Origin of the sequence: Paraburkholderia sp. BL25I1N1, from assembly GCF_003002025.1 — a bacterium.
Lineage (GTDB): Bacteria > Pseudomonadota > Gammaproteobacteria > Burkholderiales > Burkholderiaceae > Paraburkholderia.
Genome location: NZ_PVZB01000010.1, coordinates 104361 through 130077, shown reverse-complemented (window position 1 = coordinate 130077; position 25717 = coordinate 104361). Strand labels below are relative to the sequence as shown.

At 63.8% G+C, this 25717-nt stretch carries 26 protein-coding genes; 13 read left to right on the top strand and 13 right to left on the bottom strand.

What is annotated here, in order from left to right; all coding sequences use genetic code 11:
- The first annotated feature begins 260 nt into the window (after positions 1 to 260).
- The gene (locus B0G73_RS16720) at positions 261 to 1742 is read left to right on the top strand and encodes an alkaline phosphatase family protein (RefSeq protein ID WP_106282422.1); all 1482 of its coding nucleotides are present in this window, start codon (positions 261 to 263) and stop codon (positions 1740 to 1742) included.
- 101 nt (positions 1743 to 1843) lie between these two features.
- Here B0G73_RS16720 and B0G73_RS16715 read toward each other — a convergent pair whose 3' ends face one another.
- Positions 1844 to 2998, bottom strand: coding sequence for a porin (locus B0G73_RS16715; RefSeq protein ID WP_106282421.1), 1155 nt, complete (start codon positions 2996 to 2998; stop codon positions 1844 to 1846).
- A 294-nt stretch (positions 2999 to 3292) separates the two neighbouring features.
- Here B0G73_RS16715 and B0G73_RS16710 point away from each other — a divergent pair, with 294 nt between their 5' ends.
- Positions 3293 to 4099, top strand: coding sequence for a MetQ/NlpA family ABC transporter substrate-binding protein (locus B0G73_RS16710; protein ID WP_106282420.1), 807 nt, complete (start codon positions 3293 to 3295; stop codon positions 4097 to 4099).
- A gap of 119 nt (positions 4100 to 4218) precedes the next feature.
- On the opposite strand, the gene B0G73_RS16705 is transcribed toward B0G73_RS16710, so the two are convergent.
- The 3 genes from B0G73_RS16705 to B0G73_RS16695 form a co-directional block, all read right to left on the bottom strand.
- On the bottom strand, positions 4219 to 5334 hold the full coding sequence (locus B0G73_RS16705; protein ID WP_106282553.1) for a succinylglutamate desuccinylase/aspartoacylase family protein: 1116 nt from the start codon (positions 5332 to 5334) through the stop codon (positions 4219 to 4221).
- A 246-nt stretch (positions 5335 to 5580) separates the two neighbouring features.
- Complete coding sequence (locus tag B0G73_RS16700; protein ID WP_106282419.1) at positions 5581 to 6363, bottom strand: ABC transporter substrate-binding protein; 783 nt, start codon at positions 6361 to 6363, stop codon at positions 5581 to 5583.
- A gap of 378 nt (positions 6364 to 6741) precedes the next feature.
- Positions 6742 to 7104, bottom strand: a complete 363-nt coding sequence (locus B0G73_RS16695) for a hypothetical protein (protein ID WP_258193336.1) — start codon at positions 7102 to 7104, stop codon at positions 6742 to 6744.
- A gap of 388 nt (positions 7105 to 7492) precedes the next feature.
- Here B0G73_RS16695 and B0G73_RS16690 point away from each other — a divergent pair, with 388 nt between their 5' ends.
- From B0G73_RS16690 to B0G73_RS16670, 5 genes are all read left to right on the top strand, one after another.
- A complete protein-coding gene (locus B0G73_RS16690; protein WP_374957011.1) occupies positions 7493 to 8635 on the top strand; it encodes a PotD/PotF family extracellular solute-binding protein in 1143 nt (380 codons plus the stop codon).
- Positions 8635 to 10443, top strand: a complete 1809-nt coding sequence (locus B0G73_RS16685; RefSeq protein WP_106282417.1) for a GGDEF domain-containing protein — start codon at positions 8635 to 8637, stop codon at positions 10441 to 10443. Before B0G73_RS16690 ends, B0G73_RS16685 begins: the two co-directional genes overlap by 1 nt.
- 396 nt (positions 10444 to 10839) lie before the next feature.
- A complete protein-coding gene (locus B0G73_RS16680) occupies positions 10840 to 11148 on the top strand; it encodes a hypothetical protein (RefSeq protein ID WP_106282551.1) in 309 nt (102 codons plus the stop codon).
- An 11-nt stretch (positions 11149 to 11159) separates the two neighbouring features.
- Positions 11160 to 11513, top strand: coding sequence for a hypothetical protein (locus B0G73_RS16675; protein ID WP_258193335.1), 354 nt, complete (start codon positions 11160 to 11162; stop codon positions 11511 to 11513).
- Between the two features lie 55 nt (positions 11514 to 11568).
- Complete coding sequence (locus B0G73_RS16670) at positions 11569 to 12015, top strand: lytic transglycosylase domain-containing protein (RefSeq protein ID WP_106282416.1); 447 nt, start codon at positions 11569 to 11571, stop codon at positions 12013 to 12015.
- A gap of 93 nt (positions 12016 to 12108) precedes the next feature.
- Here B0G73_RS16670 and B0G73_RS16665 read toward each other — a convergent pair whose 3' ends face one another.
- The 7 genes from B0G73_RS16665 to phnG all read right to left on the bottom strand — a co-directional run bounded on the left by B0G73_RS16665 (position 12109) and on the right by phnG (position 18083).
- The gene (locus B0G73_RS16665; RefSeq protein ID WP_106282415.1) at positions 12109 to 13242 is read right to left on the bottom strand and encodes an alpha-D-ribose 1-methylphosphonate 5-triphosphate diphosphatase; all 1134 of its coding nucleotides are present in this window, start codon (positions 13240 to 13242) and stop codon (positions 12109 to 12111) included.
- 121 nt (positions 13243 to 13363) lie between these two features.
- Positions 13364 to 14128, bottom strand: coding sequence for a phosphonate C-P lyase system protein PhnL (gene phnL, locus B0G73_RS16660; protein ID WP_106282414.1), 765 nt, complete (start codon positions 14126 to 14128; stop codon positions 13364 to 13366).
- Between the two features lie 8 nt (positions 14129 to 14136).
- Entirely contained in the window at positions 14137 to 14907 is a 771-nt protein-coding gene (gene phnK, locus B0G73_RS16655) for a phosphonate C-P lyase system protein PhnK (RefSeq protein ID WP_106282413.1), read from the bottom strand.
- Positions 14904 to 15836, bottom strand: coding sequence for an alpha-D-ribose 1-methylphosphonate 5-phosphate C-P-lyase PhnJ (locus tag B0G73_RS16650; RefSeq protein ID WP_106282412.1), 933 nt, complete (start codon positions 15834 to 15836; stop codon positions 14904 to 14906). The genes phnK and B0G73_RS16650 overlap by 4 nt, the downstream gene beginning before the upstream one ends.
- The gene (locus tag B0G73_RS16645) at positions 15833 to 16975 is read right to left on the bottom strand and encodes a carbon-phosphorus lyase complex subunit PhnI (RefSeq protein WP_106282411.1); all 1143 of its coding nucleotides are present in this window, start codon (positions 16973 to 16975) and stop codon (positions 15833 to 15835) included. Before B0G73_RS16645 ends, B0G73_RS16650 begins: the two co-directional genes overlap by 4 nt.
- Positions 16975 to 17586 (bottom strand): phosphonate C-P lyase system protein PhnH, encoded by a 612-nt coding sequence (gene phnH, locus B0G73_RS16640; RefSeq protein WP_106282410.1) that lies wholly within the window; start codon positions 17584 to 17586, stop codon positions 16975 to 16977. The genes B0G73_RS16645 and phnH overlap by 1 nt, the downstream gene beginning before the upstream one ends.
- A complete protein-coding gene (gene phnG, locus B0G73_RS16635) occupies positions 17586 to 18083 on the bottom strand; it encodes a phosphonate C-P lyase system protein PhnG (protein ID WP_106282409.1) in 498 nt (165 codons plus the stop codon). Before phnG ends, phnH begins: the two co-directional genes overlap by 1 nt.
- Positions 18084 to 18264: 181 nt before the next feature.
- Here phnG and phnF point away from each other — a divergent pair, with 181 nt between their 5' ends.
- Genes phnF through phnN form a run of 3 tightly spaced genes read left to right on the top strand, consistent with a single transcriptional unit; the run spans position 18265 to position 20299 of the window.
- A complete protein-coding gene (phnF, locus tag B0G73_RS16630; protein ID WP_106282408.1) occupies positions 18265 to 19023 on the top strand; it encodes a phosphonate metabolism transcriptional regulator PhnF in 759 nt (252 codons plus the stop codon).
- Positions 19020 to 19742 carry a DUF1045 domain-containing protein gene (locus B0G73_RS16625; RefSeq protein WP_106282407.1) on the top strand — a complete coding sequence of 241 codons (723 nt, stop codon included), beginning with the start codon at positions 19020 to 19022 and terminating at the stop codon, positions 19740 to 19742. Before phnF ends, B0G73_RS16625 begins: the two co-directional genes overlap by 4 nt.
- A gap of 2 nt (positions 19743 to 19744) precedes the next feature.
- A complete protein-coding gene (gene phnN, locus B0G73_RS16620) occupies positions 19745 to 20299 on the top strand; it encodes a phosphonate metabolism protein/1,5-bisphosphokinase (PRPP-forming) PhnN (protein ID WP_106282406.1) in 555 nt (184 codons plus the stop codon).
- Between the two features lie 6 nt (positions 20300 to 20305).
- Here phnN and B0G73_RS16615 read toward each other — a convergent pair whose 3' ends face one another.
- Positions 20306 to 21214 (bottom strand): LysR family transcriptional regulator, encoded by a 909-nt coding sequence (locus B0G73_RS16615; protein WP_106282405.1) that lies wholly within the window; start codon positions 21212 to 21214, stop codon positions 20306 to 20308.
- Positions 21215 to 21348: 134 nt separating this feature from the next.
- On the opposite strand from B0G73_RS16615, the gene B0G73_RS16610 reads away from it, so the two are divergent.
- Together B0G73_RS16610 and B0G73_RS16605 are read left to right on the top strand one after the other, a co-directional pair.
- Entirely contained in the window at positions 21349 to 22539 is a 1191-nt protein-coding gene (locus tag B0G73_RS16610) for a M20 aminoacylase family protein (protein WP_106282404.1), read from the top strand.
- Positions 22540 to 22602: 63 nt separating this feature from the next.
- Positions 22603 to 23904 carry an MFS transporter gene (locus B0G73_RS16605; RefSeq protein ID WP_106282403.1) on the top strand — a complete coding sequence of 434 codons (1302 nt, stop codon included), beginning with the start codon at positions 22603 to 22605 and terminating at the stop codon, positions 23902 to 23904.
- Between the two features lie 52 nt (positions 23905 to 23956).
- On the opposite strand, the gene B0G73_RS16600 is transcribed toward B0G73_RS16605, so the two are convergent.
- Complete coding sequence (locus B0G73_RS16600; RefSeq protein ID WP_106282402.1) at positions 23957 to 24781, bottom strand: IclR family transcriptional regulator; 825 nt, start codon at positions 24779 to 24781, stop codon at positions 23957 to 23959.
- A 204-nt stretch (positions 24782 to 24985) separates the two neighbouring features.
- Between B0G73_RS16600 and B0G73_RS16595 the strand changes: the two genes are divergently transcribed.
- A complete protein-coding gene (locus B0G73_RS16595) occupies positions 24986 to 25690 on the top strand; it encodes a FadR/GntR family transcriptional regulator (RefSeq protein ID WP_106282401.1) in 705 nt (234 codons plus the stop codon).
- Positions 25691 to 25717: the final 27 nt, after the last annotated feature.

Sequence of the window (25717 nt, the reverse complement as noted above, 5' to 3'; positions counted from 1 at the left end):
TCGGATGACTGAGGGGTTCCCACAACGACTCGATCGGCGGCCTTGGCCGTCAGCAGCCTGTGTTTCATGGCCATGACCCCATGGTAGTGGGGACCAGTCTTTGCGCTTCTGCGCGACTGGTTGGACACATGTGTTATGCGCCGATCTGCAAAACATCCGGCAGGGAGGAACGTTAACTGCTACCTCTCTCGACGCAGTCGAACAGCCGTACGAGCGAACACACCCTCACGATATACACATAGACCCAGGAGACGACAAAAATGAACACTCGGCCCCCGAATCCGCCTGATTTCGCACGCCGGAAAATTCTCGCCGCGCTGGCAAGTTCTATCGCATTGTCGGCATGTGGCGGGCGCGGCGGCGGCTCCGGGTCAGACGGGTCGACCCCGCCTGCGATCGGAACGATCCCGCCGGATCGCGCCAATCTTCCGCGTCCTCCTTTGCCTGATCCTTCGACTTCCGGCATCGACCATATCGTGCTGGTCACGATGGAAAACCGTTCGTTCGATCATTTGCTGGGATGGGTGCCGAACGCCGAAGGCGCACAGGCAGGCCGCACGTTCACCGATGCGTTCGGCACGGCGCGCGCGTCGTTCGCGCTCACCGCCAATGCGGCCTATGGCTTCCAGGGTTGCGCCTATGCGGACCCGAATCACGCGTACGAAGCCGGGCGCGTCCACCTCGCAAACGGCGCGATGAACGGCTTTCTGCTGACGCCGGCCACCAGCCTCAAGCCCGGCGACTTGCTGCCGGTCGGCTATTTCCAGTCCGCGGATCTGGAGTTTTACCAAGGGGCCGCCGCGCAGTACACCGTGTGCGACTATTACATGAGCGGCATTCTCGCCGACACTTACCCGAACCGGGTCTACCTGCATAGCGGTGAAACGGACCGTCTGAGCGACACGCTCGACGCCTCGTCGCTGCCGACCATCTGGGACCGGCTGGACGCGAAGAACATCTCGTCGACGTATTACTTCCACGACGTGCCGTTCACGGCGCTTTACGGCACCCGCTATGTCGGACGTTCCAAGCTGTTCGCCGATTTCCTCACCGATGCCGCCGCGGGCACGCTACCGTCGTTCTGCATGGTCGATCCGAGTTTCGGCGGCGAATCGCAGGGGACCTCGAACGACGATCATCCGCATGCGGACGTGCGCAATGGCCAGGTGCTGCTGGGGCAGATCTACGACGCGCTGCGCACGAGCCCGAACTGGAGCAAGACGCTCGTGATCATCGTCTACGACGAGTGGGGCGGCTTCATGGAACATGTCGCGCCGCCAGTCAGACCGGTGTCGGCCGCTGAAAGCGCGTTGGGCAACGACGGGCGGCTCGGGTTTCGCGTACCGTGCGTGCTGCTCGGACCGCGCGTGCGTGCGAACAGTGTGTCGCGTTATCCGTTCGATCCCAGTTCGATCCACCAACTGCTTGCCTGGCGCTTTGGACTCGATCCACTCGGCGTGCGGAGCAGCGATCCAGCAACGGTCAACCTTGCGTATGCGTTGGATCTGGCGGACGCACCGCGCACCGACGTACCGGCCATTGCCGTCACGCCGGGTGTCTACGGCGCGGCGTGCACGGTGTCGGCGGCCACTCGCGCCTCGACCGCGACCGGCATCGGACAGCTGGACAAAAGTCAGGTCACGCCGCAAAGCGCCGTCCCCAATACGGCAGTCAGCGCGGTGGGCGGCCGCTTTGCGGAGCTGAGAACGCAGGCGGACGCGCTCGGCTTCCCGCGTCCGTAGTAAGCAGGACCATTGCCCAAAAGAAAAAACGCCCCGCGGGGCGTTTTTCCAGAACCTCGATCCAGCGGGGAACTCGCGTTCCCCGCTGCGAGAGACTCGCTTTAGAACTTGTGACGGATACCGACGCGGAACGCCAACTGGTTATCCGAACCCGTGCCCGACGTGCTGAAGTAGCTCGTGCTCGAACCGATCTGCGCTTGCACATCGCCCGTTGCCGCGTTGTGGCCCGAAGCGATCTGGTAGATACCCAGCGCGTACACGTCCGTACGCTTGCTCAGCGCGTAGTCGACGCTCAGGTCCGCCTGGTTCCAGTGGCCCTTGTTCGCGTTGCTCAGATGCATGTACGTGTAGCCCGCGCCTGCCGTCAGAGCCGGCGTGAACGCGTACTTCGCGCCTGCTTCATAGGCGGCGAACGTCGTCGTGCCGCCCGTGATCGGCTCGAAGCGCGTGTTCGTGTACAACGCCCACAGCGTGGCTGCCGCGATCGTGTAACGGCCGCCGACACCGAACGTGCGCAGATCGCGCACGGTGCCCGTCGTCACGTTGGCCATCGCCGTCGAGAACGCCGGGGTCGATTGCGAGGGGAAGCGGATGTCCGTGTAAGCCGCGCCGACGCCGAACGGGCCGTTTGCGTAGTTCACGCCGAAGCTATAAGCGCGCGACGAACCCGCGGTCGTGCCGACCGTCGGCGAGCCGGCGAACGCGCCAGCCTGGTTCGAGAAGCCGTACATCGCGCCGAAGGTCAGGCCCGCGAAATTCGCGCTGCTGAACTTGACTGCGTTGTTGATACGGCTCGACGTCAGCTGGTCGACGTCGTTGATGTGGTAAGCGTAGTTACCCGCGACGGTCTGGCCGCCGGTCGAGTAGTTGCCGCCCAGGTAGTCGGTCGAAAACGAGTACTGGCGACCGAACGTCAGCGAGCCGATGTTGTTTTGCGACAGACCGACATAAGCCTGACGGCCGAACAGCGCGCCGCCCTGGCCGAGCGTGCCGTTGCCGCTGTTAAAGCCGTTTTCCAACACGAACAGCGCCTTCAGGCCACCGCCCAGATCTTCCGTGCCGCGCAGGCCCCAACGGCTGCCTTGCGCCACGCCGTCGTCGTACTTGAAGAGGTTGTCGTGACCCGTTGCGGTCTTCGAGTTGTTCACGTAGCTGATACCGGCATCGATCACGCCATACAGCGTGACGCTGCTTTGCGCGTGGGCGGCGGTGGCGAAGACGGCGAGAGTAGCGGCGGTCAATAGTTTCTTGTTCAAGACTTTCTCCGATTAAAAATTAAGCGATCGCGACGCCGAACTCTTTGGTCAGGTCGTGCGATGGCCCGCAATTTAAGGGAACGCAGAGTAAGGTATGTGACAGCATGGTTATTTTTGAAATCTGTCGTGCCTACGCGACACTCACATAGCGCTGCCGGCGCAAATCGCGCAGGGCATGCGCGTATAAGCTTTTTCCGGATCGGGCGTATAAGCGTGTGAAAAACGATTGGTTTCGGACGCCGCGTCCGCATGCGACGATGCGCGCCTATCGACAAATCGCACGTGGGGAAACGCATGCAACGCCGGACAATCATCCAGAAACTGCTCGCTATCGCCGCCGTCTCGCTGACGGCTACGTTCGCGCACGCGGACGACAAACAACTCAAGATCGGCACGATGAGCGGTCCGGACGCGCAAATCTGGACGGTCGTGACAAAAGTGGCGGCGCGCGAAGGCTTGAACGTCAAGGTCATCGAATTCAACGATTACATTCAGCCGAACGCGGCGCTGGACGCGGGCGACCTCGATGCCAACGGTTTTCAGCACCAGCCGTTTCTCGACAGCCAGATCAAGCAACGCGGTTACAAGATCGTCAATGTCGGCCTGACCTATGTGTCGCCGATGGGCTTCTATTCGAAGAAATTCAAGTCGCTCAAGGACTTGCCGGAAGGTGCGAAGGTCGGCATCCAGAACGATCCGTCCAACGGCAACCGTGCGCTGCTGCTTCTGCAGAAGTATGGCGTGATCAAATTGAAGGCGGGCGTCGGCACGAACGGCGTCAACGCGACGCCGCTGGATATCGCTGAGAATCCGAAGAAGATCAAGCTGGTCGAACTCGACGCCGCGCAACTGCCGCGCGCGCTCGGCGATCTCGACGCGGCGTCGATTAATACCGACTACGCGGTCAAGGCCGGCCTGCAGCCGACCAAAGACGCGATCGCGATCGAGGACCTGAAGGGTCCGTACGCGAATCTGATCGCGGTGCGCGAGCAGGACCGCAATCAGCCGTGGGTGAAGAAGCTGGTGGCGGCGTACGAGTCGGACGAAGTGCGCAAGTACATCGACACGCAATTCAAAGGCGCGATCACTCCCGCCTTCTGATCCGGGTTTCGACAATCGACGCGCCCAATGCAAATCGCCCGCTTGAATAGCGGGCGATTTGCTTTTCGGTTCAGGTACTTACGGAGGCGACGGGCAACGGCGCGGCACCGCCCGAAGAGTTAGTTGCTCAACAGCGACCCGCTGCGGAACGCCTTCGCGCCGGCGACGCGCGCGAACTCCAGCCCGGCCGTCGCAAAGCGCGTCAGATGCCGTGCGTACAGCACGCCGGCCACCGTGCTTTTCAGCGTGACGACTTGCTCTGTCAACGGATCGACAATATCGGCGATCTCATGGCCGACGTCCACCCAGGTGCCCACTTCGCAGCGATACACCAGCACGCCGCTGATCGGCGCGACGATCGGCTCGGCGCCGGCGAGCGGCGTGGCGGCGAATTCGAGCGGCGGCAGCGGCGCGGCCGTGCCGTCGATCACGCCACGCGAGGTCAGATATTCGATGATCGCCTGGGCATCGTGCTCGGCGTATTCATACGACACTTCGCGCTGACCGCGCAGTTCGATCGTGACCGAGATCGAGCCGTTCGGAATCGGGAAGCGGTCGCCGAAACGGCCGCGCAGATCCGACCAGCAGAAGCTGTGGATTTCATCGAACGGGTTGCCCACCGAATTGAGCGCAAGCAGCGACGCTTTGGCGTCCAGATAGCAGGCGAGCGGCTCGACTTCGGGCCACAGATCGGGGTTCGTATAGAGGTGCATCGCGGCTTCCCAGTCGCAATGCAGATCGAGCACCACATCTGCGTCGTACGAGAGCTTTTGCAGTGCGAGACGCTGCGATTCGAGTTCGGTGGCCGGCTTCTGCGCGTCGAGCGCCTCGCGCATGGCGGTGCGGATGGCGGTGCGGTTGGCCTCGAGACTGTCGCTCAGCCGCGACTCGATCACCGGCTGCACTAGCGCCGACAGGTCGTGGAAATTGCGGTTGAAGTTCTGCGCGGTGTTGGTTTCGAAGCGCCCCGTCAGATGGCCGAGAAAGTGCTGATTCAGGCCGATTGGGTTGGCTACCGGCACGATCACGACTTCGCCGCGAATCTTGCCGGCTGCTTCAAGCGCGGCCAGCTTGCGGCGCAGCGCCCACGACACCAGCATGCCGGGCAACTCGTCGGCATGCAGCGACGACTGGATATAGATCTTCTGCCCGCCGCCAGGACCGTAGTGGAAACTCGTGAGGTTGCGGGCGGTGCCGAGCGTCGGGGCAATCAGCGGATGGGTTTGGGTTTGCATGGTTTTCAAATCCGCGGCCAAGTGGGGCGCGCCGCGCTATCTCGTTGATAACAGTGGGGAATTTGCTTCGCGGCCGGTCAGTGGCGGGCCGGTGGGCGGCGCCTCGCGGGCGCCTCGATCGCACGATCTTAGCCGATATGACGCAGTGTGTGGTTTTATGCGGCGCCGCAAACGAAACGGGCTCCGCCTGTGGCGGAGCCCGTTTCTGCCAACCGGCATGCGCGCGCTCAGACGCGCATGGCCGACTTAGCCGCCGTACACGTCGAAGTCGAAGTACTTCTTCTCGAGCTTCTTGTACGTACCGTCCTTGATGATGTCGGCGATCGCCTTGTCGACCTTCGCCTTCAGATCCGTGTCTTCCTTGCGCATGCCGATGCCTGCGCCGTTGCCGAGGATCTTCGGATCGTCGAGATTCTTGCCGACGAATTCGAAGCCGGCGCCGCGCGGCGTCTTCAGGAAGCCGATTTCAGCTTGCACCGCGTCTTGCAGCGCTGCGTCCAGACGGCCCGACAGCAAGTCGGCATAGACCTGGTCCTGGTTCTGATACGGCACGACCTTCGCGCCCTTCGCTTCCCAGTACGTCTTCGCGTAGGTTTCCTGGATCGTGCCTTGCTCCACGCCAACCGTCTTGCCCTTGAGCGAGTCGGCCGTCGGCAGGATGCCCGAACCCTTCTTAGCCACGAGGCGCGTCGGCGTGTTGAACAGCTTGTTCGAGAAGGCGATCTGCTCGGCGCGTTGCGGCGTCATGGACATCGACGACAGCACGCCGTCGAACTTCTTCGCCTTCAGGGCCGGGATCATGCCGTCGAAGTCGTTTTCCACCCACACGCACTTGGCCTTCATGCGCGCGCAGATTTCATTGCCGAGGTCGATGTCGAAGCCAACGAGCTTGCCGTCCGAGCCCTTCGACTCAAACGGGGGATAGCTGGCGTCAACGCCGAAACGCACGGTCGACCAATCTTTAGCGTGTGCGCCAATCGAGACGGTAGCAAGCAGAGCAACCGTCAAAGCCGCTAGCAGTTTTTTCACTGTTTAACTCCTCGGTGTAGTTCAAATTCGCCCGCATGCGATTGTGCCGCTGCGGGGCACCCGGCGCGACTCACGACCGGGCTTGGGTTGAAGCTGCCAGCCGGGGCGGCCAGCAGCGCGCGCCAAGCTTATCAGTTCAAAAAGATTGGGTAGCTAGTGAAACACCGGATGGCGCATGAGGATAGCTTTTAGTGCTTGAATGTGGTGGAGATTCGAAAGCGGCCGCGGTGCGTATTGCGTGGAATAAGTTGCGCGCCCCGGACTTGTAATCGCCTGGTAATGAAGTTGGCTAATTGCGTCTGCCCGACTCATGCGCGAGTCAAGAATGCCTCAAGACGCCCGAGTACCGGTGGACTACAACGCGGCCGGTTCCTCTGTTTACTCTTTGCCGAGCGATTCCGCGCGCGCTGCGCCGACCTCGCCGCACCATAGCTCGCCTTTGGCCATCATCTGCGCCTCATGCGCGGACATGCCTGAGCAGGTGCCGCGCATGTCCTGCGTCTCGCGCTCGGCGCGCGCGAGCGCGGTCCGGTTCATTTCGCCCTGCAGCCAACTGCCGAAACACGCAATCGATCCGGCCGCGACGGCCACCCACATCCACTCTATTTTGCTCAGGCGCATGATCTGTTTCTTGTCCGTCTCTTCGATTGCCCAGGAGACAGGCCGCGTGGCATCCGGCGACGCTGCGGTCTGCCATCTGTCGCCGCCGGCGGCTTGGGGCAAGAGATCGTTTATCGGCATCGGCGCGGGTCTTCTTTAGAAGCGCCGCTGGCAACTTCCGAATGCCATGATCAAGCGACGGACTGTCGCGCGGCATTACAGCGCGCGATTCACGTGTTCGCGCGTTTCAATCCATCAATGGCGAGTTAAAGTTTGCGCAAAACTTGCCGTTAAATGCAGATGAGCGGGTCTGCTGCATCGCGTCCGACTGGTAATTTTTTCGACTGTGGCTGAGCCAAAAACCAAAAATGGTTTTCTTAGCGCTATCATCGATGCTCCTCGCGCTCCGCCACATGCAGCATCGAGCGTCTCTGTCTGAAGAAAGTCACCGGGCAACCTGTCCGCGGATCGAGTCCGCGTGTTTGCGCTCGTCAGAAAGGCCTTCTGCTAAACGGTGTTGGTTATGCACATGATGTTGACAGCAGATGCAAAGCGCATTTTTAAACGATTCTTCCATTCACGAATCGCTGGCGCCGTGGCGCGCCCACGTTTGTCGTTATGTGGCGTTTGTCCGGGATTTTTAACATATTTGATCGGCACGCTTATCTGCGTGAGCCTTTTCTCGGCGTCGCCGGTTAAAGCCGACGAGAAGATTCTGCGCGTGCTGGCTTGGCCCGGCTACGCGGACGCCGACGTCGTCAAGAATTTCGAGGCGCGCTACCAAGCCAAAGTGGAAGTGACGCTGGTCGACTCCGACGAGGCGCTGTGGGCCCAGATGCACGCCGTAAGCGCGCCGCCTTTCGACGTGCTCGCCGCCAATACCGCGGAAATCCAGCGCTACACACAAGCGAATCTGCTGGCGCCGCTCGATCTCGCGAGCGTGCCGAACACCAAACGACAATTGCCGCGCTTTCAGGCGCTTGCCTCGATCGGCGGCATCACGTCGGGCGGCAAGGCATACGCCATACCGTTTACGTATTCGTCGATGGGCCTGATCTACGACCGCACGCAGGTCGCCGTGGCGCCGCGCTCCATGCGCGAATTGTGGAATCCGCGCTATCGCGGCAAGGTGCTCGACTTCAACAGCGCGCAGCACAATTTTTCGTTCACGGCGCTGGCGCTCGGCTATCCGCATCCTTTTCAACTCGATGCCGCGCAAATGCGCGCGATTGCTCACAAGCTCGTCGATCTGCGCCGCAATCTGCTGACCTATTACACGTTGCCCGAGGAAGCGACCGCGTTTTTCATCCAGCATAAGGTCGCGCTGATGTTCGGCAACTACGGCACCCAGCAGGTCGAATTGCTGCGCCGCGCCGGCGCCGATGTCGGCTACGTGATTCCCGACGAAGGTGCGCTCGCGTGGCTGGATTGCTGGTCGATGACGCGCGCGGCGGCCGATCGGCCGCTGGCGCTCGCGTGGATCAACTACATGCTCGAACCGGAGGTCAGCGCGTTGCTCACGCAACGCCAGGGACTCGCCAACACATTGACGGCACCCGCGGAAAACACCGATAACGCGCGCATTGTGTGGATCGGCCCGGTGGAAGATATTCAGCGGCGCGAGGACCTGTGGGCCCGAATCGTGTCCGGGGACCGGTCGGAGCGTTTTTGATGATGCGGCCTGGGCTGACCTTCAAATTATCCGTGCTGCTTGCGTGCATCGGCGTGCTCGCGTCCGGCGCGACCGGCTATTACGCGTATCGCGCCAACCGCACGATGCTCGTGAACGAAGCCGAGCGCAGCCTGCTCATGTCGACGGAATTGCTCGGCCAGCGCTTTTCCACCTCGATCGACGATGTCGCCGCCGACGCGCTCGTGCTCGCGAGCATGCCGTCCACGGCGGAGCTCGCGCAGACCGACGACGGTGCCGGCCCGAGCGCGGCACGCGAACGGCTGGCACAGGTGTATTCCAGTTTCATGGTGCATCACCCCGAGTACCTGCAAGTCAGGCTGATTTCGCGTCAGCACTATGGACTCGAACTGGTTCGCTTCGACCGCGACGCCGACGGCCTCGTGCGCGTCGAAGGGGACAAGCTGCAGGAGAAAGGCCAGTTCGCGTATGTGTTCGACACGCTGGCGTTTTCGCCGGGCCGCATCTACACCTCGCCGATCCTGGTCAACCATGAATACGGCTCGCATGCCGCGGAGGGCAAGCCGACCTTGCGGCTCGGCACGCCGGTGTCGAACGGCAATGGCACGGTGGTCGGCGTGGTCGTGATCGACATCGATCTGGCGGGCTTGTTCAAGCGCGTGCAAAGCGATTTGCCGAGCGACTATCAGGTCTATCTGGCCAACGAGTGGGGCGATTTCCTCGTCAATCCGGACGCCTCGAAAACCTTCGGCTTCGATCGCGGCCGGCGCGTGCTGATGCAGGACAGTTTCTCCGTGACCAAGCCGCTTTTCGAACAGACGCAAAGCGAGGCGCTGGTCAACGGTCTTGCGCGGCCGCACCAGGCCGCCGGCCAGGTGCTCGCTTTCGTGCGCAGGCCGTTCGGCGATCTGGAGGGCAACCGCTTCATCGTGCTCGGTCTCGCCAAACCGCTCGAAGACGTCTTGTCCGGCGCGAATCTGCTCGGCGACAGAATCGTGCGCATGGTGCTGATTTTCAGTGTGCTGGCGCTGTTCCTCGCGGTTCTGTTCGCGCGCGCGCTGACCAAGCCGCTGCATAGTCTCGCGTACGCGGCGACGCATCTGTTCGCCGAGCACGCGATGGAAACGCTGCCGCTCAAACGCACCGACGAGATCGGCGTGCTGGCGCGGTGCTTCGACCGGCTGCGCCGCGAAATCAAGGCGCAGATGGACGCGCTGCACACCAAGCAACGCGAACTCGTGCATCTCGCCACGCACGACGTGCTGACCGGACTGCCGAACCGCGTGCTGTTCATGGAGAAGCTCGAAAACGCGATCGACGAAGCGACGCGGCGCGAGGAAGGGCTGGCCGTGCTGTTCGTCGACCTGGACCGCTTCAAGCAGATCAACGATCAATTCGGCCACGCCGTCGGCGACAAGGTGCTGGTCGCGGTGGCACGCCGGCTGAAACAGGTGCTCTGTTCCGCGGATGTGGTGGCGCGGCTGGGCGGCGACGAGTTCATCGTGTTGATCGAGGGGCCGCGTTCGGCGGAGGCGGCGCCCGCCATTGCCTCGCGCATCATGGCGGCGTTGAACGAAGAACTCCAGGTGGACGGGCAGGGCATGACCGTGGGCGCGAGCATCGGCATCAGCCAGTTCCCGGACGACAGCGGCACAGCCGAGGAACTGCTGCTCAACGCGGATGCGGCAATGTACGCGGCCAAATCCGGCGGACGCTGCGGCTATATGCGTTACCACGATGTGCTCGACATGCGCCGCCGCGAACAGTTCGAGCAGGCGCAGGCGGACGTTGGCGCGACGCAAGGGCACGAGGCCGAGCCGACGGCGTGATCTGGCTGAATACGCGGGATGCCGGCCTGAATTGGCGACGCTTCTTGTGACGGGCGTTGCTGTGGTCGTCTGCATCGCTCGCTGTGGGTAAGGGACTTTGCTCTCAGCTTTCCGGGTTCTTTCTAACAGCTTTCCATTTCTATCGCCGGCTTCTCTCTTCGCCCCAAAACCGCGAGGCAAGTTTGCCTCGATCCTCGCTTCGCCGAGCGCCGAAGCAATCGTTTGCGCCGATCTTGAGGCAAGTCTTTTTGATTTTCAGCGAAGCGTTTCCGCCATATCAACTTTGCCGCGAGCCTGCCGAAAACTCCGATATAGCAACGAATCTGACGGGAGACTTCCGTGAAGCGACAGATAGGGTTATTGGCTGCCGTTTTCGCGGTCGCCGGATGCGCGCAGATGCCTGCGCCGACTGCGGCTCATCCGGACAAGGCGCCGAACGAGGTGATCAGCTTCGACATTCCGCCCGATGCGCTCGGTGCGCGCGATCCGCAACTCGCCACGGTGCTCGCCAAGGCGGGCACGCTGGCTGCCGCGCAGCCGCAGTCCACGGTCGTGCTCGTGACCGCGCTGGGACAGGACTTCGCGTATCTGAATCAGGCGGTGTGGAAGGGCGTGCCGGCACAGCGCACGGCGCGCGTGAACTTCGAGAACCGCACCGCCGGGTTGGGTCAGCCGTATAGCGTGTCCATCAGGACGGTTCAGTGAAGGAGGGCACCGTGACGGTTCGCATCGTTTTCCTGACGCTGGCCATGCTGCTGAGCGCGCCGGCCTTCGCCGGTCAGCCGGGCGCCGATCTGCAATCCGCCGGCGCAATCCCGGCCGCATTTCCCGCTGCGGCGGACAAGGTGTATCCGCCGTTGCCGTCGCTCGCGATGCTCCCGCCGCCGGGCGCGGGCGACGACGAGCTGCCGCTCAAGCCGGCGACGCATCGCAAGAAGCAGCGTATGGCGGCGCCGACGCAAGAGCGCAGAAGTTCGCCCGCGCCGGTCGTGCGCATCGTCGTATCCGACGCGTCGCATGCCTATCTCGACTCCGTGCAGCGCCAGATCGACCAGGCGTTGGCGAAGTAATCCGGCGGCGTTGCGGCGCTCGCCTCTTTATCGCTGACAAGCGGAAGGATGCAGCATGTCCTTGAAGATCCTCCTGACCGCACTCGCCTGCCTGTCGGTGTGCGGCGCCGCGCAAGCGGCCGACGACTGTTTCAACGAAGCCGCCGCTTATCAAGGCGTCAACCCGTGGGTGCTGCGAGCGCTGGCGTGGTACGAATCGAAGGGTGACGCGAGCGCGATACGGCAAAACGTCAACGGTTCGATCGACGTGGGTCAGTTGCAGATCAATTCGATTCACTTCGACGATCTCGCGCGCGAAGGCGTGCCGCATCGCGCGCTGATCGATCCGTGCGTGAACGTGTACGTGGCGGCCTGGCTGCTGAAACAGAAGATGGTCAAGCACGGCAATACGTGGCGCGCGATCGGCGCTTACCACTCGGAAACGCCGAAACAGCGCGATGCGTATGCGCGTGGAATTCAGAAGGTGCTGGTGGCGTGGGGGCAGTTGCCGTCCACGCCCTGAGGCTGTTTGCGAGGCGTGAGGCACACACCGTGCACACACCGCGCGAACAGCGAAAGACCCCTGAAACAGGGTCTTTTCTGCACATTTCAAACTTCAAACGATCCGTGCCCCGCCGCGAAACGTTGCGCGCGGCACCGGCAACTTGTCGAGCATCGTCACGCGCACGAAGTCCGCGCGCAACCCCGCTTCGATCGCGCCGCGGTCGTGCAAGCCGGCGGTGCGCGCCGGTTCGGCGGAGACCGTTCGCATCGCGCGCGGCAAGGTCCAGCCGGCTTTGTCGACCAGTTCGAACACAGCGGTCATCAGGCTCGACGGCACGTAATCCGACGAGAGGATGTCGAGCAAGCCTGCGTTCGCCAGTTCGAGCGCCGACACGTTGCCCGAATGCGAGCCGCCGCGCACGATGTTCGGCGCGCCCATGATGGTCGAGATGCCGTGCTTGCGCGCGGCCTGGGCAGCGACGCGGGTGGTCGGGAATTCGGCGAGCACGATGCCTTCCTGCCTGGCCTGTTCGACGTGCTCGATCAGCGTGTCGTCGTGGCTCGCCACCGGAATGCCGAGCCGGTTGCAACGCGCGACGATCTCGCGGCGGTGCGCATCGGCGTAACGCGCCTGTTCGACCGACAGTTCGGCCAGCGCCGTCTCGACGTGTTCGTCGCTCAGCTTGCCATTGCGCTCCTGGAAGCGGCGCCATTGCTCGCGGTCGTGCCATTGACGCTGCCCCGGCGTGTGATCCATGACCGAGGCGAGCCGCAGCAGTGGATGCGCGCACAATGAATCGAACACGTCCACCACGTCTGCGGTGGCGATTTCGCAGCGCAGATGCAGGAAATGTTCGGCGCGCAACAGCTTGCGCTCGGAAAACCGCGTGAGCGACGCGGCGCACTGCGTCTGCAGATCGCGGCCCCGCAATCCCACGTTCGTACGCGAGCCGATGGCGAGCGCATCGAACACGGTGGTGATGCCGGCAGCTGCCACTTGCGCGTCGTGGATCACGAAGGCGGCATCGGTGTTCCATTGCACGCCCGGACGCGGCGCCAGATGCTTCTCCAGATTGTCCGTGTGCAGTTCGATCAGGCCGGGCAACAGATAGTCGCCGTCCCAATCTTCGGCTTCGCGCGCGCTGGTCGTGCCGCGTTCGACGTCGCGAATCACGCCGTCTTCGACGCGTAGCACGCCGGTGAATACTTCGTCTCGCGTCACGATGCGAGCGTTCCTGATCAACATCGACTTGCTCCGTAGTCAGTCAGACTTGAGTGTGGCTGTATGGGTGTTTTTTGCATCGATGCCGCATGCGCCAGTGTAGTGCTGTTTCGCGCGGCGCTCGCGCCGCTTCATGTGATTCGCGTCAGTGACGCAGCGGCGGCCGGAGTTCCACGCGGCGCGTGGCCACCTTGCTGCGCGTATCTTCGTCGTGAAAAATGCCGACGATCGCCGCGCCGCGCTCGCGTGCCTCGACGATCAGATCGGCGACCACGTCGCGGTTCTCCGCATCGAGCGAGGCCGTCGGTTCGTCGAGCAACAGCAGCGGGTGCTCCGCGATCAAACCGCACGCGATATTCACGCGCTGCTGTTCGCCGCCGGAGAACGTGGCGGGTGCAAGCGACCACAGCCGCTCCGGTACATTCAATCTGGTTAGCAGCGCGGCCGCACGCGCGCGCGCTTTGTCCTCCGGCACGCCGCGCAAGAGCAGCGGTTCGGCGACTAGCGTGAGCGTCGGCACGCGCGGAATCACGCGCAGGAACTGACTCACGTAACCGACCACGCCACGGCGCAGACGCAACACGTCGTGCGGTTCGGCGCCGGTGATCGACACGGGTTGGCCGTCATTCGCCGCATCGCGAACCACGATTGAGCCACTGCTCGCCAGGTAATTGCCGTACAGACAGCGCAGCAGCGTGCTCTTGCCCGCGCCAGACGGCCCGACCAGCACCACGCACTCGCCGCGCTCGACATCGAGCGAGACGCCCGCGAGCGCTTCGATCCGCACACCGCCCTGGCCATGCAACGTAAACGTCTTGCCGATGCCGACCGCGCGCAGCATCAGCGCGGCATTGTCGATGAACGCGTGCTCGCCGGCGCGCGCTTCACTGCTTGTTTCAATGGATCGCATTGTGAGCCTCAAACCGGCAGAACCGAGGAAACCAGCGTTTGCGTGTACGGGTGCTGCGGATCGTCGAGCACCTGATCGGTCAGGCCCGCCTCGACCACTTCGCCGCCCTGCATCACCATCAACCGGTGCGCGAGCAAACGCGCCACGCCGATATCGTGCGTCACGATCAGCACCGACAGATGCAGCGTGGACGTCAGCGTGCGCAGCAGATCGAGCAGACGCGCCTGCACCGACACGTCGAGACCGGCGGTGGGTTCATCCATGAAGACGAGCCGTGGACTGGTGACGAGATTGCGCGCGATCTGCAAACGCTGCTGCATGCCGCCTGAAAACGCTGCGGGAAATTCGTCGATGCGCGAAGCGTCGAGTTCGACGCGCTCCATCCACTGCGTAGCCGCGTAACGGATATCGCCATAGTGACGCGCGCCGACCGCCATCAGCGGCTCGCCGATATTCGCGCCGGCCGAGACGCCGCTGCGCAGTCCGTCGCGCGGATTCTGCTGGACGAAGCCCCACTCCGTGCGCATCAGCAAACGGCGGCGCGGCTCGGACAACGCGAGCAGATCGAGCTTGTCGCCATGCGTGGCCGTGTAGTGAAGCGAGCCGCTATCGGCGGCGGTTTTCAGCGCGAGCGTGTTGAGCAGCGTGGTCTTGCCCGAGCCGGATTCACCGACGATGCACAACACCTCTCCTGGATACAGATCGAAGCTGACGTTTCTGCAGCCGTTGCGGCCGCCGTATTGTTTGGTGAGCGAGCGGGCGCGCAGAAGCGGCGTCATGCGGGCTCTCCCTTGCGTGCTTCGCGCGCCGGCAGATCGAGATCGGCGTCGCCGCGGCGTTCGTGACAGTAGTCGCTATCGGAGCAGACGAACATGCGTTTGCCGGCGTCGTCCACGATCATTTCGTCTAGAAAGCTTTCTGTCGATCCGCACAGCGCGCACGCGTGCTGCCATTTCTGCACTTCGAACGGATGATCGTCGAAGTCGAGACTGCGCACGGGCGTGTACGGTGGAATCGCGTGAATGCGCCGCTCGCGGCCGGCACCGAACAATTGCAGCGCGGGGTTCATATGCATCTTCGGATTGTCGAACTTTGGAATCGGTGACGGCGAAGCGAGGTAGCGATGGTTGACGATCACCGGGTAGTCGTATGTGGTCGCGATGCTGCCGTGATGCACGATGTCTTCATAGAGCTTCACGCTGATCAGGCCGTAATCGGCGAGCGCATGCAGCTTCTTGCATTCGGCGACGCGCGGTTCGAGGCGAAAGAGCGGCTCGGGCATCGGCACCTGATAGACGAGAATCTGCTTCTCGGTGAGCGGCGCTTCGGGAATGCGGTGACGCGTCTGGATGATTGTCGCGTCGACGGTGCGGCGCGTGGTCGCCACGCCGGTGGTGCGCGCGAAGAAGCGGCGGATGTTGACCGCGTTGGTGGTTTCGTCGGAGCCTTGGTCGATCACCTTCAGCGTGTCCTGTTTGCCGATGATCGCCGCGGTGACCTGAATGCCGCCGGTGCCCCAGCCGAACGGCAGCGGCATTTCACGCGAGGCGAACGGCACCTGATAACCCGGCACGGCCACGGCTTTGAGCAAGGCGCGGCGCAGCATGCGTTTGGTCTGTTCGTCGAGGTACGCGAAGTTGTAGCCGTGCGCCGCGCTGTCGTACGACGCCGTGGGCGCGGTGGCGAAAGATGTGTCGGGCGCGTTCATGCTGCCTGCTCCTGCTGACCGCTGGGTTGATCCGTGCCTTCTTGCTGGCTCTGCATGGCGTGCTTCGCGCGCAAACGGCGCACGAGTTCCAGCTCCGATTGAAAGTCGACGTAATGCGGCAGCTTCAGATGCTGCACGAAACCGGACGCTTCGACGTTATCGCTATGCGAGAGCATGAATTCGATATCCTGGGTCGGCGAGGCAAGCGTTTCGCCGAGTTCTTCGGCGCGCAAGGCGCGGTCCACGAGCGCCATCGCCATCGCCTTGCGTTCCGAGTGGCCGAACGCGAGACCGTAGCCTTGTGTGAACGTCGGCGGCACCTCGCCGCTGCCGGCGAACTGGTTGATCATCTGGCATTCGGTAATGTCGATGTCGCCGATTTCGACCGTTTCGCCTAGCTCGTCGAGTTCCATTTCCACGGCGATCGTGCCGAAGCGGATCTCGCCCGCGAACGGATGCGAATTCGCGTAGCCACGTTGCGTGGCGTAACCCATCGCGAGCAGAAAGCCTTCGTCGCCGCGCGCGAGATTTTGCAGGCGCGTGGTGCGGCTCGCGGGAAAGGCGAGCGGCTCACGCGACAGGTCGCCAGGTTCCGGCGCGTTCGGCGTGGGACGTTCCTGTTCGATCAAGCCTTCCTTGTCGAGCAGGCTGACGACGCGCGGCATGGGTTCTGTTTGCACTGCGGCGGCTTGATTCGAAGGCGACGGAGCCACGCTTGCTACCGCATCGCCTTCAGCAAGCAACGCGAAATCCAGCAGACGCTGCGTGTAATCGTAAGTCGCGCCGAGCAGCTGGCCGCCGGGCACGTCCTTGAAGGTCGCCGAAATGCGACGCTCGGTTTGCATCGCTTCGGTATCGATCGGCCGCGTGTAGCCGAAGCGCGGCAGTGTGGTGCGATATGCACGCAGCAGGAAGATCGCTTCGACCAGATCGCCGGCGGCCTGCTTGATGGCGAGCGCGGCGAGTTCTTCGTCGTAGACCGAGCCTTCGGTCATCACGCGCGCCACCGCGAGGCGCAATTGTTCGCGAATTTGCGCGACGCTGAGTTCGGCCAGCCGCATGTCGCCGCGGCGTGCCTTGTCGAGCAGACGCCACGACGCTTCGATCGCGCGTTCTCCACCCTTGACGGCAACGTACATCAGTTCACCTTCGCTTCAGTTGTGCGCGGCAGGCCGATCAGACGCGCGCCGCAGACGAGATAACAGTCCACGCCACAAGGAAACAGCGGCGCGAGGGTGGCGCGTTCGCGCCAGAAACGCTCGGGCAGGCCGACCGGCTCGATCGTGGCCGTGTGCTGGATGCCGGGGCCGCTCAGCACGACTGGCGCGCCGCCCGTCAGCGCTTCGACGCGAATCAGCAGAGTGACCGATTGCTCGGGCGATTCCGCCGCGCCGAGCGCGAAGCAGTCCAACGGCGGCAACGCGCCGGCATCGTGGATATAAGCGAATGCGGCGTGTCCCGGTTCGTCGACGAGCGGCGCGCCCGTATGAAAGCGCAGTGCCGAGGCCAAGGCCGTATCGCGTTGCGCAAGCCACACGGGCGTCGCGTAGTCGCAGAGTGCGAGCAACGCCGCGAAGGCGGCAAGCTCTGCGCGCGTGGCCCGCACTTCGGGCAGCACGTTCTCGACTACACCGACCGTGCCTGGCCGCGACAGCGCGTTGAGCAGGGTGCGGAACACCGCCTGGGTGTCATGCACCGGGTCGGCGAAACCCGGCGTCAAAGCGGACAATGCAATCTGTGAGTTTTCCATCAGTCGCCCCGGACCATCGTGAAGAATTCGACGCGCGTGGCCGCGGCGTCCTGTTGCCGCCCGGCGCGTTTCACGGCCACCTGCGCGGCAAACGGCTCGATCAGTTGCTTATGCAAGACGGCGTGATGCTCCGGCATTTGCAGGAGCGCGTCTGCTAGCGCAGCCAGTTCGGCGCGCCGGCGGTCACGGCCGAGATGACATGCCACGCCGACGGCGGCGGCCGCGTCGCCCGAAGCACGCAGGCGCAAGGTGGCGCGCGTGACCGTGGCTTCGCCGAGATTGAACGGATCGCCGCTGCCGCCGACGCGCCCACGCACCATTGCGAGGCCGATCTCGGGCGGGCGCAGCCAGTCATACGTGGGAGTGGGGATGTCCCGAAGTGCGCGTTCGAGCGCGGCTTCGAGATCGGCGCGCGGCGTGCGCGCCAGCACGGCCATCCATGCGCGCCGGACAGCCGATGGCGGAGCGGAAGCAGGCGAGGCGGAAGTGGCACTCATCGAAATTCCTGTTGATCCAGCGAGTAGACATTTGACCATCTATTCATCTAAACGTCTAGACGTTTAGGGGTATGCTTGTCGAGCCGTGTAGCGCATAAAAGCCGTTTCATATTTCCATCACGGCTTGCGCACTACAATGCACGTGATAGCGAATATTTGAACCCAGGGGAATGACAGCACCATGACATCGACCGACAACGCGACGCCGGGCACGATGCTCGAACGCGGCGCGGGCGTTGCCGTCTGGCGACAGATCGAGCAGATCCTGGCGGCGGAAATCGCCGCCAGCGGATTTGGCGAAGAAGGGCGCCTGCCGAGCGAGGGCGAACTGGCCAAACGCTTCGACGTGAACCGGCATACCGTGCGCCGGGCCATGCTGGGTCTTGCCGCATTGGGCCTCGTCAGCGTCGAGCAGGGGCGCGGCACCTTCGTGCAACCCGGCGCCATCGACTACACGATTGGCCGCCGCACGCGGTTTACAGAAAACTTGCGCCAGCAGCATCACGCGGCGGCGGGCACGATGTTGTCGGCCGCGCGCGTGAAGGCCGAGCCGAGCGTCGCGAAGGCGTTGAGTCTGCGAGCCGGTGCATCGGTCTACCGGATCGAATCGCTGCATGAATCCGACGGCGTGCCGCTCACGTTCGCGCGCAACTGGTATCCCGCGGCGCGTTTCGCTGACCTGCCGCAAGTGCTGGAGCGCACCGGCGGCATCACCAAGGCCATGGCGGAATTCGGCGTGAACGATTATTTGCGCAAGTGGAGCCGCATCGGCAGTGTGCTGCCCGAACCGGAGGTGGCGCGGCGGTTGAATATCAACCGCCAGCAACCGGTGCTGTGGGTCGAGAACGTCGATGTCGATCTGCAAGGCACGCCCGTCAAATACGGCTTCACGCACTTCGCCGCGGATCGCGTGCAACTGCTGGTGGAGCACGACCTATGAGCGGCGTGCAATGGAGCGCCGAGGCTCGTTTTGCCGTGTACTACGCCCCGTCGCGCGAATCGGCGTGGTGGCGGGCCGGGTCGGAATGGCTCGCGCGCGACGCGGAAAGCGGCGAACGGTGCGAGGTGCCGCAACCGTCGGATCTCGCACGTCCACTCGTCGAGCTGACCGAAGCACCGCGCCGGTACGGCTGGCACGGCACACTGGTCGCGCCGTTTCGACTCGCCGACGGCGTGACGCAGGCACATGTATTGCAAGCCACGCGTGAGTGGGCACGGACGCAAGGCGCATTTGCGTTGCCGGTGGAAGCCGCGACGCTCGGCGACTTTGTTGCGTTGCGGCCGGCCGATGCGCAAGGTGAGGCCGGCATCCGCGCCGTGGCCGCGAGCGCGTTGCAAACGCTCGGCAGCTTGCGCGCGCCGCAGTCCGCCGTCGATCTGGCGCGGCGTCTCGCGGCCCCATTGAGCGAACGGCAACGTGCGTTGCTGATCGAATGGGGTTATCCATACGTGTTCGACGAATTCCGTTTTCATATGACGCTCTCCAGTTCACTCGCCGATGCCGAGGAGCGCGCCACGCTGGTCGCATGGTGGCGAGCGCGAACGCCCGCGCTCGGACCGCTGCTGGTCGATCAGGCGGCGCTCTTCGTCGAACCGGCGCCTGGTGAACCGTTCGTGTTGTGGCAGCGCGTGCCGTTTCAGACCGGCGAGGTGAAATAACAATGACAGGTCGCTTGATCTACGTAATGGGGCCGTCCGGCGCGGGCAAGGATTCGTTGCTGGAGTTCGCGCGCAAGCACCTGATGGGCGAGCCGATTCTGTTCGCGCATCGCTACATCACGCGGCCGAGCGGCAACGGCGAGGCGCATGTGGCATTGAGCGTCGAAGAGTTCGCGGCGCGTTCCGTGCTCGGCCTGTTCGCGCTCGAATGGTCGAGCCATTCGCTGCGCTATGGCATCGGTGTCGAACTCGATGCGTGGCTTGCACGCGGCTGCACGGTGGTCGTCAACGGCTCACGGCAGCATTTGCAGCACGTGCTGGCGCGCTATCCGCACACAGAAGTGGTGCACGTGGACGCCGCGCCTCACATTCTCGAAGCCCGCCTCGGCGCGCGGGCGCGTGAGTCGGCGGAACAGGTCGCGGCGCGGCTCGCGCGCCGCGCGCCGTTCTCGTTGCCGGACGGCGTGCGCTGCACCACGATCGACAATTCCGGCGCGCTCGACGAAGCGGGACATGAGTTGATTGCGTTTTTAAAGGCGGAAGCCGACGTTCAGTAAGCCGTACTATCCTGCTGTCGCCATGTTCTCCCGTGTCGCATCCTGCAGGCACGACACGAACTGCAGCACGGCCGGCGTCGGCAGCAGGCCGCGCCGCGAAATGATGCTGAGATCGTAGTTCGGCAGCGCCTCTTCGATCTGCGCGACGCGGATGCCGAGCGGCGCGACCATCTGCGCAAGCGGCCGCGTGAAGCAGCCGATCACGTCGGTTTGCGACACCAGTCCTAGAGTCACCGCGAACGACGACGGCGCACGTACCAGCCGCTTCGGCACCGGCAAGCCGTGCGCGGCAAACATGGCCATCATCACGCTGTGCGGGAAGTGATCGGCACCCACGGTCACGATCCACTCCGCGTCGAGCAACTCATGCAGGCGCGTCACATTGGCCAGCGGATGTCCGGCGCGCATGGCGACGACGAACTGCGTCGAGTACAGCGGCGCCTGCACCAGATCGCTGTCCAGCGCCTGCACATGATGGATCGCCGCGATATCCAGCGCGCCGTTGCGCAAACGCGCGACGGCGGCCGGGATCGTCACCTCCTCCAGGTGCAGATTGACCAGCGGCATCGCGAGGCGAAACTTCGAGACCGCGTGCGGCAGCGCTGTGAGCGCGATCGACGGCATGGTGCCCACGCTGACCCTGCCGGCCAGTTCTCCCTTGACCTGTTCGACCGCTTCGACCGTACGCCGCATGTCGCCGAGCAACTGCTCGGCGCGCGGCAGCAGCGCGAGCCCGCATGCCGTCAATTCGATGCCGCGTACGCTGCGCACCATCAGCTCGGCATTCAACGCGCTTTCGAGCTCGCGGATCGTATGCGTGACGGCCGGTTGCGTCACGCCGAGCTCGCGCGCGGCGGCGCGCAGACTGCGGTGATGGGCGGCGGCCACGAACGCTTGCAACTGCTGCGGTTTCATTGGGGTAATCCCGTATATAACGCTTGTTAATCGGGGTGAAAAAAACAGCATCTTATTCGAACAAAACGGCGTGGCTATAGTGCTCGCCTGTTTGCCGCGTTTTGATGCGGCCATGAATCCTTGGAGCCCTGGAGATGAGCGAAGCCGCGCGTTTTACCGAAGTGTCCGACCTGGCGCCCGCCGCCGAAAGCCTGCGCGAGATTCGCCATCATATTCACCATCATCCGGAACTGGCCTACGAGGAACACCAGACGAGCGCGCTGGTCGCGGACAAGCTCGAGCAATGGGGCTGGCAGGTCACGCGCGGCGTCGGCCAGACGGGTGTGGTGGGCACGCTGAAAGTGGGCGACGGCAAGCGCAGTATCGGCATTCGCGCCGACATGGACGCGCTGCCGATCATCGAGCAGACGGGCCTGCCGTATGCGAGCGGCACGCACGGCAAGATGCACGCATGCGGCCACGACGGCCACACGACGATGCTGCTCGGCGCCGCGCAACGCCTCGCGGCCACGCGCAATTTTTCGGGTACGGTGCATCTGTACTTTCAACCGGCCGAGGAGAGCGGCATCGACAGCGGCGCGCTGAAGATGATCAACGACGGCCTGTTCGAGCGCTTTCCCTGCGACGCCGTGTTCGGCGTGCACAACCATCCCGGCGAGGAGCCGGGCGTGCTGTTGTTCCGTAAAGGGCCGTTCATGTCGGCGGGCGACAAGGCGATCATCACGATCGAAGGCGTCGGCGGCCACGCCGCGCGTCCGCATCTGACGGTCGATCCGGTCGTGGTGGCGGCGAGCATCGTGATGGCATTGCAGACGATCGTCGCGCGCAACGTCGATCCGTCGCAGCCGGCGGTGGTGACGGTCGGCTCGATGCATGCGGGCACCGCGAACAACGTGATTTCGAGCAGTGCGAAGCTGGAACTGAGCGTGCGTTCGTTCAGTCCCGAGGTGCGCGCGCTGCTGAAGAAGCGAATTATCGAACTCGCTGAATCGCAGGCCGCGAGCTATGGCGGCAAGGCGATCGTGGAATATATCGAAGGCTATCCGGTGGTGGTCAATTCGGATGCCGAAACGGATTTCGCGGTGGAAGTGGCGCGCGAACTGGTCGGCGACGACAAGGTGGTCGCGCAAACCGAGATCCTGATGGGTAGCGAAGACTTCGCCTTCATGCTGCAGAAGCGGCCGGGCACGTTTCTGCGCATCGGCAACGGCGCAGGGGAAGACGGCTGCATGGTGCACAACCCGCACTACGACTTCAACGACCGCAATCTGCCGGTCGGCGCGGCGTTCTGGACGCGGCTGGTGGAGCGCTATCTGGGCCAGTGATCCGCCGCGGCGAGCCGCGCCCTAGTCAAGCCTTACAACCATAACAACGAGGAAGACCACGCGATGAGTACCACGACCGATGCGAGCCATGCCGCGGCGGCGAGCCGGACCACCAGCCGAGGCGCGATCGCTGCCGCCGTGATCGGCAACTGGCTTGAGTTCTTCGACTTCACCGTGTACGGTTTTTTTGCCGTGATCATCGGTAAGCTGTACTTCCCGTCGGCGGATCCGACCACGTCGTTGCTGTTGTCGGTGGCGACGTTCGCGGCGGGCTTCATCACGCGGCCGCTCGGCAGCGTCATGCTCGGCGTGTACGCGGACCGCAAGGGCCGCAAAGCCGCGCTCAATCTGACCATCATGCTGATGGCGGTGAGCACCGGCCTGATCGCAATCGCGCCGACCTATGCGCAGATCGGTTTGGCCGCACCTTTGCTGATCGTGTTCGCGCGGCTCGTGCAAGGTTTCTCGCAAGGCGGAGAGTTCGGCGCGGCCACTTCCACGCTGCTCGAACAGGGCGGCGGCACGCGGCGCGGTTTTCGCGCAAGCTGGCAACTGGCCACGCAGGGCGGCGCGGCGCTGATGGGCTCGGGCATCGCGGCGGCGCTGTCCGGCGCGTTGCCGAAAGACTCGCTGGAAAGCTGGGGTTGGCGCATTCCGTTCCTGCTCGGCGTGCTGATCGCGCCGGTCGGCATGTATCTGCGCCGCCGTCTGGCTGACGACGCCGCCAGCGCGCACGGCCACGCGATCGAACGCGGCGTGCTGCACGAACTCTTCACCAGGCATGTGCGCCCGCTCATCCTGATCACGCTGACGGTGATGGGCGGCACGGTCTCGACCTACATCCTGACCTTCTACATGCCGACCTACGCAATCCACACGCTCGGCCTGCCGATGTCGCTGTCGATGCTGGTCGGCGTCGCCTCGGGTTTCGTGATGCTGATCACGTGTCCGCTATTCGGCATGCTGTCGGATCGCATCGGCAGCCGAAAGCGGCCGATCCTGTTCGGACGCGGCGTGCTGGTGCTGCTGCTGTTTCCGGCCTTCATGCTGATCAACCGCTTTCCGCAGTTGCCCGTCATCATGTCGCTGACCGCGCTGATGCTGCTGTTTTACTCCATGGGTTCGGCGTCGGAATTCGCCTTGATGTGCGAGTCGTTTCCGCGGCGCGTGCGCGCCACCGGCATTTCGATCGCGTATGCGTTGAGCGTGTGCGTGTTCGGCGGGACCGCGCAACTCGTCGCCACGTGGCTGATCAAGCTGACCGGCAGCAAGCTGGCGCCGGCCGGTTATGTGGCGGCGTGCGTCGTGGTGTCGCTGATCGCGGTCTCGATGCTGAAGGAAACCGCGGACAAGCCGATCGATTGATTGCTTGCTCGAACAGGGCGCCGCCATGGCGCGACGCCCGCCGCCGCCGCGCTTACCCGCGCCGCGCCACCATCTCCGAGACGGTTTGCGCGGCCTGCTGCAACGGTTCCAGAAACGCCTTCACCATCTGCTTGCCGGAATTGCGCTGCGCATTGCCGCTGATATTCATCGCGGCGATCACGCGTCCCTGGCGATTGCGGATCGGCGCGGACAGCGAAATCAAACCGCCTTCCAGTTCCTGATCGACGATCGCCCAGCCCTGGCGGCGCACCTGCGCGATCAGTTTCTTCAACTCTTCCTTGTCGGTGACCGTGCGCGGCGTGTGCGCGTAGAGCGGCGTCGAGCCCAGCGTCGCGTCGAGCGCTTCGTCGTCGAGCGAGGCCAGCAGCACGCGGCCCATCGACGTGCAGTAGGCCGGCAAGCGGCTGCCGATCGACAGGTTGATCGTCATGATCTTGTGGGTCGGCACGCGCAGCACGTAGACGATCTCGGTGCGATCGAGCACGGCAGCCGAGACGCTCTCGTGAACCTGCGCGGACAGTTGTTCCATCACCGGCTCGGCGAGGTTCCAGAACGGCATGGAGGTCAGATACGCGAAGCCCAGATCGAGGATCTTCGGCGTGAGGCGGAACAGGCGGCCTTCGGCCTCCACATAACCGAGCGTCTGCAGGGTCAGCAAAATACGGCGTGCGCCGGCGCGCGTGAGGCCGGTGGCGGCGGCGACGTCGGTCAGCGTCTGTTCGGGGCGCGTGGCGTCGAACGCACGGATCACCGCGAGCCCGCGCGCGAACGACTGCACATACGAGTCGCCCGGTTTGTCCGGGGCCGGTTCGGCGCTGACGGGAACGGCGGAAGACGGCGGCAGGGCTTTGCTCATGGACCTTGAAGATGCGTTCGAAGAACTGCGGACCCGCGCGGCACTTGGATTCCCCGCGCGGCGCGCTAAAGGCGTGACGATAGCTTAAGCCTTCTGTTTCGCCAACTTTGCCGCCTGATGAACAAAAATCCCAGGGTTTGCATGGATGCAGCCCGCATCTAAAATTTGTATGATGACCCGACAACATGATCAATCGAGGCATCGATGTTCGAGAAGATTCCTGCGAGAGCGTTGAGCGACACGGTCGCGCAACAGCTGCTCAAGCAGATCGACAAAGGCACTTTCGAACGCGGCGGCAAGCTGCCGACCGAGGCCGTGCTGGCGCAGCAGTTCGGCGTGAGCCGCACGGTGATCCGCGAGGCGATTTCGCGGCTGAAGAACGAGGGCGTGGTCGAGCCGCGCCAGGGCAGCGGCGTGTTCGTCGCCGCGCACGGCACGGTGCGGCCGCTGCGGATCGACTACGCGGAAGCGGTCGAGCCCGGCTCGGTGGTGCAGATACTCGCGCTGCGGCGGGCCATCGAGGCGGAAGTCGCCTCGGAAGCCGCCATGCGCCGCAGCGACGCCGACATGATGTCGATCGACGCGGCGCTCGCGAAGATCGACGAGGCGGTGGCCGAAGGCGAGGACGGCGTGGCTGAAGACGTCGCGTTCCATCGCGCGATTGCGGCCGCCACCGGCAATCCGTATTTCCTCAAAACCCTCACGTTCCTGAATCAATACCTCGAAGCCGGCACGGTCGTCACGCGCCGCAACGAAGCGTTGCGCGAGGACTTTTCGCGTCAGGTGCGCGAAGAGCATGCGGCGATCGCCGCCGCGATTCGCGCGGGCGATCCGATGGCGGCGCGCAATGCGGCGCGAACGCATATGTACAACGCGGCACGGCGTCTCGCGGAAGCGGGGATCTGCTGAGCTTTGCTGCCGAGCTTGAAACGCCCA

Coding starts and splice junctions, on each gene's coding strand:
- B0G73_RS16615 (WP_106282405.1), bottom strand. CDS start 21,214: ATGAAACCGCAGCAGTTGCAAGCGTTCGTGGCCGCCGCCCATCACCGC.
- B0G73_RS16665 (WP_106282415.1), bottom strand. CDS start 13,242: ATGTTGATCAGGAACGCTCGCATCGTGACGCGAGACGAAGTATTCACC.
- phnL (WP_106282414.1), bottom strand. CDS start 14,128: ATGCGATCCATTGAAACAAGCAGTGAAGCGCGCGCCGGCGAGCACGCG.
- B0G73_RS16610 (WP_106282404.1), top strand. CDS start 21,349: ATGAGCGAAGCCGCGCGTTTTACCGAAGTGTCCGACCTGGCGCCCGCC.
- phnF (WP_106282408.1), top strand. CDS start 18,265: ATGACATCGACCGACAACGCGACGCCGGGCACGATGCTCGAACGCGGC.
- B0G73_RS16595 (WP_106282401.1), top strand. CDS start 24,986: ATGTTCGAGAAGATTCCTGCGAGAGCGTTGAGCGACACGGTCGCGCAA.
- phnN (WP_106282406.1), top strand. CDS start 19,745: ATGACAGGTCGCTTGATCTACGTAATGGGGCCGTCCGGCGCGGGCAAG.
- B0G73_RS16705 (WP_106282553.1), bottom strand. CDS start 5,334: ATGCAAACCCAAACCCATCCGCTGATTGCCCCGACGCTCGGCACCGCC.
- B0G73_RS16645 (WP_106282411.1), bottom strand. CDS start 16,975: ATGTACGTTGCCGTCAAGGGTGGAGAACGCGCGATCGAAGCGTCGTGG.
- phnK (WP_106282413.1), bottom strand. CDS start 14,907: ATGACGCCGCTTCTGCGCGCCCGCTCGCTCACCAAACAATACGGCGGC.
- phnG (WP_106282409.1), bottom strand. CDS start 18,083: ATGAGTGCCACTTCCGCCTCGCCTGCTTCCGCTCCGCCATCGGCTGTC.
- B0G73_RS16605 (WP_106282403.1), top strand. CDS start 22,603: ATGAGTACCACGACCGATGCGAGCCATGCCGCGGCGGCGAGCCGGACC.
- B0G73_RS16680 (WP_106282551.1), top strand. CDS start 10,840: ATGCCTGCGCCGACTGCGGCTCATCCGGACAAGGCGCCGAACGAGGTG.
- B0G73_RS16695 (WP_258193336.1), bottom strand. CDS start 7,104: ATGCCGATAAACGATCTCTTGCCCCAAGCCGCCGGCGGCGACAGATGG.
- phnH (WP_106282410.1), bottom strand. CDS start 17,586: ATGGAAAACTCACAGATTGCATTGTCCGCTTTGACGCCGGGTTTCGCC.
- B0G73_RS16720 (WP_106282422.1), top strand. CDS start 261: ATGAACACTCGGCCCCCGAATCCGCCTGATTTCGCACGCCGGAAAATT.
- B0G73_RS16625 (WP_106282407.1), top strand. CDS start 19,020: ATGAGCGGCGTGCAATGGAGCGCCGAGGCTCGTTTTGCCGTGTACTAC.
- B0G73_RS16710 (WP_106282420.1), top strand. CDS start 3,293: ATGCAACGCCGGACAATCATCCAGAAACTGCTCGCTATCGCCGCCGTC.
- B0G73_RS16690 (WP_374957011.1), top strand. CDS start 7,493: ATGATGTTGACAGCAGATGCAAAGCGCATTTTTAAACGATTCTTCCAT.
- B0G73_RS16685 (WP_106282417.1), top strand. CDS start 8,635: ATGATGCGGCCTGGGCTGACCTTCAAATTATCCGTGCTGCTTGCGTGC.
- B0G73_RS16670 (WP_106282416.1), top strand. CDS start 11,569: ATGTCCTTGAAGATCCTCCTGACCGCACTCGCCTGCCTGTCGGTGTGC.
- B0G73_RS16600 (WP_106282402.1), bottom strand. CDS start 24,781: ATGAGCAAAGCCCTGCCGCCGTCTTCCGCCGTTCCCGTCAGCGCCGAA.
- B0G73_RS16650 (WP_106282412.1), bottom strand. CDS start 15,836: ATGAACGCGCCCGACACATCTTTCGCCACCGCGCCCACGGCGTCGTAC.